The organism is Enterobacter cloacae complex sp. IR5412, from assembly GCF_049237385.1.
Classification (GTDB): domain Bacteria; phylum Pseudomonadota; class Gammaproteobacteria; order Enterobacterales; family Enterobacteriaceae; genus Enterobacter; species Enterobacter intestinihominis.
On the sequence record NZ_JBMKHQ010000008.1, the window covers coordinates 20,673 to 31,864 of the forward strand.

At 55.5% G+C, this 11,192-nt stretch carries 12 protein-coding genes; 7 read left to right on the plus strand and 5 right to left on the minus strand.

Annotated elements, in window-relative coordinates; all coding sequences use genetic code 11:
* The first annotated feature begins 45 nt into the window (after nucleotides 1-45).
* The 3 genes from ACOTX2_RS15255 to ACOTX2_RS15265 are packed head-to-tail and all read left to right on the plus strand — an operon-like array spanning nucleotide 46 to nucleotide 2,182.
* Nucleotides 46-1,068, plus strand: coding sequence for a hydrolase (locus ACOTX2_RS15255; RefSeq protein WP_032626777.1), 1,023 nt, complete (start codon nucleotides 46-48; stop codon nucleotides 1,066-1,068).
* Nucleotides 1,065-1,283, plus strand: a complete 219-nt coding sequence (locus ACOTX2_RS15260) for a YheU family protein (RefSeq protein WP_022649608.1) — start codon at nucleotides 1,065-1,067, stop codon at nucleotides 1,281-1,283. Before ACOTX2_RS15255 ends, ACOTX2_RS15260 begins: the two co-directional genes overlap by 4 nt.
* A 29-nt stretch (nucleotides 1,284-1,312) precedes the next feature.
* Complete coding sequence (locus ACOTX2_RS15265) at nucleotides 1,313-2,182, plus strand: phosphoribulokinase (protein WP_003861663.1); 870 nt, start codon at nucleotides 1,313-1,315, stop codon at nucleotides 2,180-2,182.
* 85 nt (nucleotides 2,183-2,267) lie between these two features.
* On the opposite strand, the gene ACOTX2_RS15270 is transcribed toward ACOTX2_RS15265, so the two are convergent.
* Nucleotides 2,268-2,672, minus strand: coding sequence for an OsmC family protein (locus ACOTX2_RS15270; RefSeq protein WP_063148437.1), 405 nt, complete (start codon nucleotides 2,670-2,672; stop codon nucleotides 2,268-2,270).
* A 310-nt stretch (nucleotides 2,673-2,982) separates the two neighbouring features.
* Here ACOTX2_RS15270 and crp point away from each other — a divergent pair, with 310 nt between their 5' ends.
* Nucleotides 2,983-3,615, plus strand: a complete 633-nt coding sequence (gene crp, locus ACOTX2_RS15275; RefSeq protein WP_000242758.1) for a cAMP-activated global transcriptional regulator CRP — start codon at nucleotides 2,983-2,985, stop codon at nucleotides 3,613-3,615.
* A 57-nt stretch (nucleotides 3,616-3,672) separates the two neighbouring features.
* Nucleotides 3,673-5,760 (plus strand): YccS/YhfK family putative transporter, encoded by a 2,088-nt coding sequence (locus tag ACOTX2_RS15280; protein ID WP_046620320.1) that lies wholly within the window; start codon nucleotides 3,673-3,675, stop codon nucleotides 5,758-5,760.
* Here ACOTX2_RS15280 and argD read toward each other — a convergent pair.
* From argD to ppiA, 4 genes are all read right to left on the minus strand, one after another.
* Nucleotides 5,757-6,977: a bifunctional acetylornithine/succinyldiaminopimelate transaminase gene (argD, locus tag ACOTX2_RS15285; protein WP_180240260.1), complete on the minus strand. Its 1,221-nt coding sequence runs from the start codon at nucleotides 6,975-6,977 to the stop codon at nucleotides 5,757-5,759. The genes ACOTX2_RS15280 and argD overlap by 4 nt on opposite strands.
* 87 nt (nucleotides 6,978-7,064) lie before the next feature.
* Nucleotides 7,065-7,628: an aminodeoxychorismate synthase component 2 gene (gene pabA / locus ACOTX2_RS15290; RefSeq protein ID WP_023298770.1), complete on the minus strand. Its 564-nt coding sequence runs from the start codon at nucleotides 7,626-7,628 to the stop codon at nucleotides 7,065-7,067.
* Nucleotides 7,629-7,658: 30 nt separating this feature from the next.
* Nucleotides 7,659-8,243 (minus strand): putative adenosine monophosphate-protein transferase Fic, encoded by a 585-nt coding sequence (locus ACOTX2_RS15295; protein WP_063148439.1) that lies wholly within the window; start codon nucleotides 8,241-8,243, stop codon nucleotides 7,659-7,661.
* A 105-nt stretch (nucleotides 8,244-8,348) separates the two neighbouring features.
* Nucleotides 8,349-8,921 (minus strand): peptidylprolyl isomerase A, encoded by a 573-nt coding sequence (gene ppiA / locus ACOTX2_RS15300; protein ID WP_022649614.1) that lies wholly within the window; start codon nucleotides 8,919-8,921, stop codon nucleotides 8,349-8,351.
* A gap of 278 nt (nucleotides 8,922-9,199) precedes the next feature.
* On the opposite strand from ppiA, the gene tsgA reads away from it, so the two are divergent.
* Together tsgA and ACOTX2_RS15310 are read left to right on the plus strand one after the other, a co-directional pair.
* The gene (gene tsgA / locus ACOTX2_RS15305; protein WP_022649615.1) at nucleotides 9,200-10,384 is read left to right on the plus strand and encodes an MFS transporter TsgA; all 1,185 of its coding nucleotides are present in this window, start codon (nucleotides 9,200-9,202) and stop codon (nucleotides 10,382-10,384) included.
* Between the two features lie 260 nt (nucleotides 10,385-10,644).
* Nucleotides 10,645-11,192: FAD-dependent oxidoreductase (locus tag ACOTX2_RS15310; protein WP_421625937.1), on the plus strand; the 548-nt coding region annotated here is incomplete at its 3' end.

Consider the following 11,192-nt stretch of genomic DNA (forward strand, 5'->3'; position numbering starts at 1 on the left):
TTCGGAAGGTATAGTTAATTTCTGACAAGAATCAGCATCGCCCTTATGACCCAAATCATTCCCTCAGACTTCGACATTGCAGCCGAAGAGAGCGCAGAGTTCGTGCCCATGCGCGGTGTGGCTAACCCTCACCTGCAAACCATGCTGCCGCGCCTGATCCGCCGCAAGGTGCAGTTCAACCCCCACTGGCAGCGCATTGACCTGCCGGACGGTGACTTTTTGGATCTCGCCTGGAGCGAAGATCCGGATCGGGCCAGACTTAAACCCCGTCTGGTGGTGTTTCACGGCCTGGAAGGCAGCCTGCACAGCCCTTACGCACACGGTCTCATTGAGGCGGCGAAAGCCCGCGGCTGGCTTGGGGTGGTGATGCATTTTCGCGGATGCAGCGGCGAGCCTAACCGTCAGAAACGCATTTATCACTCGGGTGAAACCGAGGACGGCTCCTGGTTCCTGCGCTGGCTAAGAGACAATTTCGGCGAAGCACCAACGGCAGCGGTGGGGTATTCGCTGGGCGGGAATATGCTGGCCTGCCTGCTGGCGAAGGAGAGCGACGCGGTGCCGCTGGATGCGGCGGTGATTGTCTCTGCGCCCTTTATGCTGGAGCAGTGCAGTTATCATATGGAAAAGGGGTTTTCGCGGGTCTATCAGCGTTATCTGCTCAACCTGCTGAAAGCCAACGCCGCACGTAAACTTAAGGCCTATCCGGATACGCTGCCTGTGACGCTGCAACAGCTCAAACGCGTGAAGCGCCTGCGCGAGTTTGATGATTTGATCACCTCTAAAATTCACGGCTTTGCCGATGCGATTGACTATTACCGTCAGTGCAGCGCCATGCCTTTACTGAATCAAATCACGAAACCCACGCTGATTATCCACGCCAAAGACGATCCGTTTATGGATCATCACTCGATCCCCGCCCCTGACTATCTGCCGGATAACGTGGAGTATCAGCTCACCGAGTTCGGCGGGCACGTGGGCTTTGTTGGCGGCACGCTGCGTCGGCCAAAAATGTGGCTTGAGACGCGTATACCCGACTGGTTAACGGCCTATCTGGACGGTAAAAAATGATTATTCCCTGGCAGGATCTCTCTCCCGACACGCTCGATAATCTGATTGAAAGCTTTGTCTTGCGCGAAGGCACCGATTATGGTGAACATGAACGTTCGCTTGAACAAAAGGTCAGCGATGTGAAGCGCCAGCTTAAAAGCGGCGACGTGGTGCTGGTATGGTCCGAACTGCATGAGACGGTGAATATCATGCCCCGCAACGCGTTTCATGGCTGATCTTACACTTTTCCAGTCAGGGAGTTGCTATGTCTGCCAGACATCCGGTTATTGCCGTTACGGGTTCGAGTGGGGCGGGAACCACTACCACCAGCCTCGCCTTCCGCAAGATTTTCGCCCAGCTTAACTTACGGGCGGCAGAGGTAGAGGGCGACAGCTTTCACCGCTACACGCGCCCGGAGATGGATATGGCCATCCGCAAGGCGCGCGATCTGGGTAAACACATCAGCTATTTTGGCCCGGAGGCCAATGACTTCGGCCTGCTGGAGCAAACCTTCCGTGAATACGGGCAGAGCGGCACCGGGCAGTCCCGCAAGTATCTCCATACCTACGATGAAGCCGTGCCCTGGAACCAGGTCCCCGGCACGTTCACGCCCTGGCAGCCGCTGCCGGAACCGACTGACGTGCTGTTTTACGAAGGATTGCACGGCGGCGTGGTGACGCCTCAGCACGACGTGGCGCGCCATGTGGATTTGCTGGTGGGAGTGGTGCCGATTGTTAACCTTGAGTGGATCCAGAAGCTGACGCGTGACATGAGCGAGCGCGGCCATTCGCGAGAGGCGGTAATGGATTCGGTGGTGCGCTCCATGGAAGATTATATCAACTTCCTGACGCCGCAGTTCTCCCGAACCCACATTAACTTCCAGCGCGTCCCCACCGTGGACACCTCCAACCCGTTCGCCGCAAAAAGCATCCCTTCCCTGGACGAGAGCTTTGTGGTGATCCACTTCCGCAACCTGGAAGGCATCGATTACCCCTGGCTGCTGGCGATGCTACAAGGTTCGTTTATTTCGCACATGAATACGTTAGTGGTACCGGGCGGAAAAATGGGGCTGGCGATGGAGCTGATCATGACGCCACTGGTGCAGCGGCTGATGGAAGGAAAGCAAATCGCGTGAGTTGTTTTGCCCGGTGGCGCTGCGCTTACCGGGCCTACGGGCGTGCTTTTGTAGGGCGGGTAAGCGCAGCGCCACCCGCCAAAAATTAAGCCGCGATCACTTCATACGAATGGGTGATGTTTACCGCTTTCTCCAGCATTAGCGCCACAGAGCAGTATTTCTCCGCAGACAGGTCAACCGCACGCGAGACCGCCGCATCCTTCAGTTCTTTGCCGGTGACGATAAAGTGCAGATTAATATGCGTGAACAGGCGTGGCGCCTCTTCGCGACGTTCTGACGTCAGCTTCACTTCACAATCGGTCACGTCATGACGGCCTTTTTGCAGGATCGACACCACGTCGATCGCACTGCATCCACCTGCCGCCATCAGCACCATTTCCATCGGGCTGGGGGCTTTATCGCCGGAGTTGCCATCCATCAAAACCTGGTGCCCGGAAGCAGACTCGCCCAGGAACGTTAACCCTTCAACCCATTTCACACGCGCTTGCATATTCACTCACTCCAACGTTGCATTTTTTATGACAGATTACGTGTACGTTACATTTCTCGCAACGGAAGGCGACCTGCGTCATGCTGAAGCGAGACACCAGGAGACACGCGGCGAAAGCTATGCTAAAACACTCTGGATGCTACAGTAATACATTGACGTTACACATGTATGCAGAGGACATCAAACTTTACTGGCTGCGAAACGTTACGACAGCCGACTTCCCAGGTATGGGTAAGAATTCGATTGCAACCCCAGAGTCCGGATGCATCTTATGACTCTGGTGACAGCTTATAACAGAGGATAACAGCGCATGGTGCTTGGCAAACCGCAAACAGACCCGACTCTCGAATGGTTCTTGTCTCATTGCCACATTCATAAGTACCCATCAAAGAGCACGCTGATTCACCAGGGTGAAAAAGCGGAAACGTTGTATTACATCGTTAAAGGCTCGGTGGCCGTGCTGATCAAAGATGAAGAAGGGAAAGAGATGATCCTTTCTTATCTGAACCAGGGCGATTTTATCGGTGAACTGGGCCTGTTTGAAGAAGGCCAGGAACGTAGCGCCTGGGTTCGTGCAAAAACAGCATGTGAAGTGGCTGAAATTTCTTACAAGAAATTCCGTCAGCTGATTCAGGTCAACCCTGACATCCTGATGCGTCTTTCTTCCCAGATGGCACGCCGTCTGCAAGTGACCTCTGAGAAGGTGGGTAACCTCGCCTTCCTGGACGTGACCGGTCGTATCGCGCAGACTCTGTTGAACCTGGCGAAACAGCCAGACGCCATGACCCACCCTGACGGTATGCAAATTAAAATTACCCGCCAGGAAATCGGTCAGATCGTCGGCTGCTCCCGTGAAACAGTGGGCCGTATCCTGAAGATGCTGGAAGATCAAAACCTGATCTCCGCCCACGGTAAAACCATCGTGGTTTACGGGACCCGTTAATTCCGGTAAAACGGCGTGCCGCCGCAGGGTGGCACGCCGTTTTTGTCTCTACTCCTTATGTGGCGCAGGCTGATCTATCACCCGGAAGTTAACTACGCACTGCGACAAACGCTGGTGTTGTGTCTTCCCGTGGCCGTGGGCCTGATCCTCGGACATCTTCAGCAAGGCCTGCTGTTTTCCCTCGTGCCCGCCTGTTGCAACATTGCCGGTCTGGACACCCCGCATAAACGCTTTTTCAAACGCCTGATTATTGGCGGCTGCCTGTTTGCCGGCTGTAGCCTTGCCGTGCAACTCTTACTGGCCCGCGACATTCCTCTGCCGCTGATCCTGACCGTGCTGGCGATGACGCTTGGCGTAACCGCTGAAATCAGCTCGCTGCACGCCCGCCTGCTTCCTGCGTCGCTGATTGCCGCCATCTTCACCTTAAGCCTTGCGGGCAATATGCCGGTGTGGGAGCCATTGCTGATCTACGCCCTCGGCACGCTGTGGTACGGGCTGTTTAACTGGTTCTGGTTCTGGTTGTGGCGGGAACAGCCGCTTCGCGAATCCCTGAGCCTGCTCTACGTGCAGCTTGCTGAATACTGTGAAGCAAAATACACCCTGCTCACGCAACATACCGACCCGGAAAAATCCCTGCCGCCGCTGCTGGCACGCCAGCAAAAAGTGGTGGATCTGATCAGCCAGTGCTATCAGCAGTTGCACATGCTTGCCGCCAACAAAAATCATGAATATAAGCGGCTGCTGCGTACCTTCCAGGTCGGGCTGGATTTGCAGGAGCATATTTCCGTCAGCCTTCATAATCCGGAAGAGGTGCAAAAGCTGGTGGAGCGCAGCCATGCGGAAGCGGTGATCCGCTGGAACGCGCAGACCGTCGCGGCGCGCCTGCGGGTGCTGGCTGACGATATCCTCTATCACCGCTATCCGACGCGCTTTAACATGGACAAACAGCTCGGCGCGCTGGAAAAGATTGCGCGTCAGCACGCGGATAACCCGGTCGGGCAGTTTGCCGCCTGGCATTTCAGCCGCATCGCCCGGGTGTTGCGCACCCAGCGCCCGCTTTATGCCCGGGACCTGATGGCCGATAAGCAAAAACGACTGCCGTTGCTGCCTGCGCTCAAAAGCTACCTGTCGCTGAAGTCTTCCGCCCTGCGCAACGCCGCAAGAATTAGCGTCATGCTCAGCATCGCCAGCCTGATGGGAATGGCCCTGCACCTGCCGAAACCCTACTGGATCTTAATGACCGTGCTGTTTGTCACCCAGAACGGCTATGGCGCCACGCGGGTGCGCATTCTGCATCGGGCGGGCGGCACGATGGCGGGGCTGATTATCGCGGGCGTAACGTTGCACTTCCACGTGCCGGAAGGGTATACGCTGGTCGGCATGCTGGCGATTACGATGGTGAGTTATCTGATCATCCGTAAAAACTACGGCTGGGCGACGGTGGGCTTTACGGTAACGGCGGTGTACACCCTGCAGTTGCTTACGCTCAACGCCGATCAGTTAATTATTGCCCGCCTGGTCGATACCCTGATTGGCTGCCTGATCGCCTTTGGCGGCATGGTCTGGCTGTGGCCGCAGTGGCAAAGTGGATTACTGAGGCAGAACGCCCACGACGCGCTGGAGGCGGATCAGCAGGCCATTCGCCTGATCCTGAGCGACGACCCGCAGCCGTCTCCGCTGGCCTACGAGCGCATGAAGGTCAACCAGGCGCATAATGCCCTGTTCAACTCCCTTAACCAGGCCATGCAGGAGCCGGGCTTCAACTCGCACTATCTGGCAGACATGAAGCTGTGGGTCACGCACAGCCAGTTTATCGTCGAACACATCAATGCCATGACCACGCTGGCGCGCGAGCACACCATGCTGACGCCGGATCTGGCGCAGCGCTATTTGCAGTCGTGTGAAATTGCCCTCCAGCGCTGTCAGCAGCGTCTGGAGTACGACGCGCCGGGCGAGTCAGGGGATTCGAACATTCTGGAAGCGCCGGAGACGCTGACCCACGGGCCGATGAGCACCCTTGAGCAGCATTTACAGCGCGTTCTCGGGCATCTCAACACCATGCACACCATTTCGTCGGTGGCATGGCGTCAGCGTCCGCATCACGGGATTTGGTTAACGCGCCGGTTAAAACGAACCGCGTATTAGCCTCTGACGATCTTCGCCACCGCCGCGGAAAAACGGGTTAACCCGTCTTCGATGTCTTTGTCTTCCACCACCAGCGACGGCGCGAAGCGCATCACGTCCGGCCCGGCGTTGAGCACCATGACACCTTCGTGCGCGGCGGCGTGCAGGAAATCACGCGCGCGGCCTTTGTACTGAGGCTTCAGCTCGGCGCCGATCAGCAGTCCCATCCCGCGGATTTCACTGAAGACATCAAACTGTTCGTCAATCTGCTGAAGATGTTTCACAAAAAAGGCGCGTTTCGCATTCACGCCATTCAGGACGTCCGGCGTATTAATGATGTCGAACGCCGCTCCCGCCACGGCACACGCCAGCGGATTACCGCCGTAAGTGGAGCCGTGTGAGCCCACATGAAATGCGGAAGCGATATCCTGGGTGGTTAGCACCGCGCTGACCGGGAAACCGCCGCCGAGCGCTTTCGCGCTGGTCAGAATATCCGGCGTTACGCCGTAGTGCATATAAGCGAACAGGTCTCCGGTACGCCCCATCCCACACTGCACTTCATCAAACACCAGCAGCGCCTGGTGCTCGTCGCACAGCTCACGCAGACCTTGCAGAAATTCCGGGGTGGCCGCCGTGACGCCGCCTTCCCCCTGAATGGGTTCGACCACCACGGCACAGGTGTGATCGTCTATCACCGCTTTAACGGCGTGCAGATCGTTAAACGGCACGTGGATGATATCCGCAGGTTTCGGACCAAAGCCGTCGGAATACTTCGGCTGGCCGCCAACGGAAACGGTAAAGAACGAGCGACCGTGGAAGGCGTTATGGAAGGCGATGATTTTGGTTTTGTACGGACTTTGACGCGTGGTTGCGTAGTAGCGCGCAAGCTTAAAGGCGGTTTCGTTGGCTTCGGTGCCGGAGTTCATAAACAGCACGCGTTCGGCGAAGGTGGCATCGATGATCTTACGCCCCAGACGCAGCGCCGGTTCGTTAGTGAACACGTTGCTGGTGTGCCACAGCGTTTCGCCCTGCGCTTTCAGCGCGTCCACCAGCGCAGGATGGCAATGGCCCAGCGCCGTCACCGCAATACCGCCTGCGAAATCAACATACTCATTGCCCTGCTGATCCCAGACGCGGCTGCCTCTCCCTTTTACCGGGATAAACTCAGCCGGTGCATAAATCGGCAGAATCACTTCATCGAATGTCGCGCGGGTAATTGCTGGTTGTTCAGTTGCCATGTCATGACCATCCATTTTTATGTCACAGTGATTGTGAAAATATAATCACAAAATATGCATAAAAAATCACAACAAGGCAACAGATATTCAGCGATTAAGGAAATTGGCCAGCAGTGCGTGCCCCTGTTCGCTGAGAATGCTTTCCGGGTGGAACTGCACCCCTTCCAGATCGTACTCGCGGTGGCGAATGCCCATGATTTCCTGCGTCTCGCTCCAGGCTGTCACTTCAAAGTCTGCGGGCAGGGTCGGCGGATCAATCACCAGAGAATGGTAGCGCGTCACGGTTAACGGATTGTTTAGCCCCAGGAACACGCCGGTACCGGTGTGCGTGATCGGTGAGGTTTTGCCGTGCATGACTTTCGCGGCACGGACAATGGTGGCGCCAAAGACCTGCGCAATGGCCTGATGACCCAGGCAGACGCCCAGAATCGGCAGCTTGCCCGCATAGTGGCGGATTACCTCCAGCGAGATACCGGACTCCGACGGCGTACACGGCCCGGGCGAAATCACGATTTTCTGGGGCGCCAGCGCGTCAATGTCAGCCAGCGCGATCTCATCGTTACGGCGGACAACCACCTCTGCCCCCAGTTCACAAAAATACTGGTAAAGGTTCCAGGTAAAGGAATCGTAGTTATCAATCAGCAGAATCATGGCGGCTCCTGAAAAAATGGCCGCCCTATTTTACTCAGATCCCCGCGCTTCGCTCACAACTTTGGCAAAGATAGCATTCAGGGCGGTCAGATCACCCATCGCCCCGCTCTGGTTGGCGGATGCCCAGTCGTCCGGGTCGATCCCCTGCCAGTTCAGCACGTAGCCCGCATGGATAGCCAGCTGTTCAAAGAAGATCCGCTGAGCCACGCCATTACCGCTCATAAACGGATGTAGCATGTTGATTTCACAGTAGTAATGACTGATTCTGTCTGTAAACTCTTCTTTCTGAAGGCCCACCAGATATTTATCGCTTTCCAGCGAAGCCATCAGCTCATTACCCACCTTCTCGATGTACTCGAAATGGCAAAATGGAATGTCGCCCTTGGAAATATCGGCGGTGCGCAGCTCGCCAGCGTCTTTCATTTCGTTGCGGAATAAATGGCGGTGAATAAGGCACAGATGGGGTAAACCCGGTGCAGAAGGCCCCAGTGCCAGCGTCTCGATATCGGGTTCAGCGGGACCCTTGCCTTTTTCAAGGAGGCAACTGGCCTGAAGATTGACGCTACGCTGTTGCTCCCAGAGTCGGGATTTTTGCTTGTCGGTGAGTTTTTTCACTACGCCTCCCTGAATAGTCCGTTTGCCACAAGTATAAGCAGCAAAACGCGCTTTCGCAGGGAGGGCGGAAAGACACGGGCAGGATGTGCCCGTGTGAGGGAACGATTACGGCAGCACTTTCGCGGAGAGAATCACCACTGGCTTAGACGGCACATTCTGGTATGGACCGACATCGTGAGTCTGAACCTGAGAGATCTTGTCCGCCACGTCCATGCCTTTCACCACTTTACCGAACACCGCGTAGCCAAAGTCGCGCTGGCCGTGGTCCAGGAAGGCGTTATCCGCCACGTTGAGGAAGAACTGGCTGGTGGCGCTGTCTTTATCCGCCGTACGCGCCATAGAAATGGTGCCGCGCTTGTTCAGCAGGCCGTTATCCGCTTCATTTTTGATTGGCGGGTTAGGCTTTTTCTGCTGCATCTGCTCGTTGAAACCGCCGCCCTGAATCATAAAGCCCGGGATCACGCGGTGGAACGTGGTGTTGTTATAAAAACCACTGTTCACGTAGTCGAGGAAGTTTTTCACGGAAACAGGGGCTTTCTGGCTATCCAGCTCCAGCTCAATATTCCCCGCAGAGGTAGTCAGCAGGACGTGAGGGTCTCCTTTAGCTGCCAGCGCAGCAGGGGAAACGGCAGAAAGAGCAAACACAGCTGCGACAGCCGCCAGTGTTGATTTGAGCATGAGAATTCCTTAACAAAGCGCAGTATAAAAAGCGAATGGCTTGATTCTAAAGAGCAGTATGACCCCAGACCAGTCTTTTACCTAATTTTACGAAATTGAAACAATTATTACCGCGCAAACGATTGTTCACCCCGCGATATAATGTGATCTCCATCACGTTAAAGCCTGCAATTGTGCTCAATATTTTCTGAAAAGATTTAATTAGATCACTTTCGCGACTAAAATCTGCCCGCTCAAACGCAGTCATTGCGTTTTTCTTTACTTTTAACAGGCCAGACATGACTAACAGCAATCGCATCAAGCTCACATGGATCAGCTTCTTCTCCTACGCCCTGACCGGCGCGTTGGTGATCGTCACCGGGATGGTGATGGGAAATATCGCAGACTACTTCCAGTTGCCCGTTTCCAGCATGAGCAATACCTTCACTTTCCTGAACGCGGGGATCCTGATCTCTATTTTCCTTAATGCCTGGCTGATGGAAATCGTGCCGCTGAAAACCCAGCTGCGCTTCGGCTTCGTGCTGATGGTTGCCGCCGTGGCGGGCCTGGTGCTGAGCCACAGCATCGCCCTCTTCTCTGCCGCCATGTTCGTGCTGGGCCTGGTGAGCGGGATCACCATGTCGATCGGTACGTTCCTGATCACCCATATGTATGAAGGCCGCCAGCGCGGCGCGCGTCTGCTGTTCACCGACTCCTTCTTCAGCATGGCCGGGATGATTTTCCCGATGGTCGCCGCGTATCTTCTGGCGCGCAGCATTGAGTGGTACTGGGTGTACGCCTGCATTGGTCTGGTCTATGTCGCGATCTTTATTCTCACCTTCGGCTGCGAGTTCCCGGTGCTGGGCAAAAAAGCGCAGACCACGTCTGAGCCAGTTGCGAAAGAAAAATGGGGTATCGGCGTACTGTTCCTCTCCATCGCCGCGCTGTGTTACATCCTCGGCCAGCTGGGCTTTATCTCCTGGGTTCCTGAATACGCGAAAGGTCTGGGCATGAGCCTGAACGACGCGGGTAAACTGGTAAGCGATTTCTGGATGTCTTACATGTTCGGCATGTGGGCGTTTAGCTTTATCCTGCGCTTCTTCGACCTGCAACGGATCCTGACCGTTCTGGCGGGTCTGGCAACCGTGCTGATGTATCTGTTCATCAACGGTTCCCCGGAGCATATGCCGTGGTTCATCCTGACCCTGGGCTTCTTCTCCAGCGCGATTTATACCTCGATCATCACCCTTGGCTCTCTTCAGACCAAAGTGGCCTCACCGAAGCTGGTGAACTTCGTGCTGACCTGCGGCACCATCGGCACCATGCTGACCTTCGTGGTCACGGGTCCAATTGTGGCGCACAGCGGCCCGCTGGCGGCGCTGCATACCGCTAACGGTCTGTACGCCGTGGTGTTCATCATGTGCTTCGTGCTGGGCTTTGTGACCCGTCACCGTCAACACAACCCGGCAACAGCTACCCACTAATCGCCGTAACCCCTTTGCGTACTGCAAAGGGGTTTTCTCCTGCTCACCCGCCCTGCCCGCCGATGGGTAAAAAACCCCACCAAAATTGTGCGAAAAACAAGCAAGCACAAAAATCAAACAATATCCGCAACTTATAAAAATCCTGACAAATCATAGATATACCCCCTAAGGGGTAGGTGAAGGCGTATTTGATTTGCATCAATAAGTGCCCCTGCTGAATCGTTAAGGTAGGCAGTAATAGAAAAGAAATCGAGGCAAAAATGAGCAAAGTCAGACTCGCTATCATCGGTAACGGCATGGTCGGCCACCGCTTTATTGAGGATCTTCTCGATAAAGCCGATGCTAACCAGTTCGATATTACCGTGTTCTGTGAAGAACCCCGCAAGGCGTACGACCGTGTGCACTTGTCTTCCTACTTCTCTCACCATACCGCCGAAGAACTCTCTCTGGTGCGTGAAGGTTTCTACGAGAAGCATGGCGTAAAAGTGCTGGTGGGCGAACGCGCTATCACCATCAACCGTCAGGAGAAAGTGATCCACTCCAGCGCCGGACGCACGGTTTTTTACGATAAGCTGATCATGGCGACAGGCTCGTATCCGTGGATCCCGCCGATTAAAGGTTCGGAAACCCAGGATTGCTTCGTTTACCGTACCATTGAAGACCTCAACGCCATTGAATCCTGCGCACGTCGAAGCAAACGTGGCGCGGTTGTCGGCGGTGGTCTGCTGGGTCTGGAAGCGGCAGGCGCACTGAAAAACCTCGGCGTTGAAACCCACGTCATCGAATTTGCCCCGATGCTGATGGCGGA

What these genes read in the sequence shown, in the direction of transcription:
- ACOTX2_RS15255 (WP_032626777.1), top strand. Translation starts at nt 46, where the DNA reads ATGACCCAAATCATTCCCTCAGACTTCGACATTGCAGCCGAAGAGAGC.
- ACOTX2_RS15260 (WP_022649608.1), top strand. Translation starts at nt 1,065, where the DNA reads ATGATTATTCCCTGGCAGGATCTCTCTCCCGACACGCTCGATAATCTG.
- ACOTX2_RS15265 (WP_003861663.1), top strand. Translation starts at nt 1,313, where the DNA reads ATGTCTGCCAGACATCCGGTTATTGCCGTTACGGGTTCGAGTGGGGCG.
- ACOTX2_RS15270 (WP_063148437.1), bottom strand. Translation starts at nt 2,672, where the DNA reads ATGCAAGCGCGTGTGAAATGGGTTGAAGGGTTAACGTTCCTGGGCGAG.
- crp (WP_000242758.1), top strand. Translation starts at nt 2,983, where the DNA reads ATGGTGCTTGGCAAACCGCAAACAGACCCGACTCTCGAATGGTTCTTG.
- ACOTX2_RS15280 (WP_046620320.1), top strand. Translation starts at nt 3,673, where the DNA reads ATGTGGCGCAGGCTGATCTATCACCCGGAAGTTAACTACGCACTGCGA.
- argD (WP_180240260.1), bottom strand. Translation starts at nt 6,977, where the DNA reads ATGGCAACTGAACAACCAGCAATTACCCGCGCGACATTCGATGAAGTG.
- pabA (WP_023298770.1), bottom strand. Translation starts at nt 7,628, where the DNA reads ATGATTCTGCTGATTGATAACTACGATTCCTTTACCTGGAACCTTTAC.
- ppiA (WP_022649614.1), bottom strand. Translation starts at nt 8,921, where the DNA reads ATGCTCAAATCAACACTGGCGGCTGTCGCAGCTGTGTTTGCTCTTTCT.
- tsgA (WP_022649615.1), top strand. Translation starts at nt 9,200, where the DNA reads ATGACTAACAGCAATCGCATCAAGCTCACATGGATCAGCTTCTTCTCC.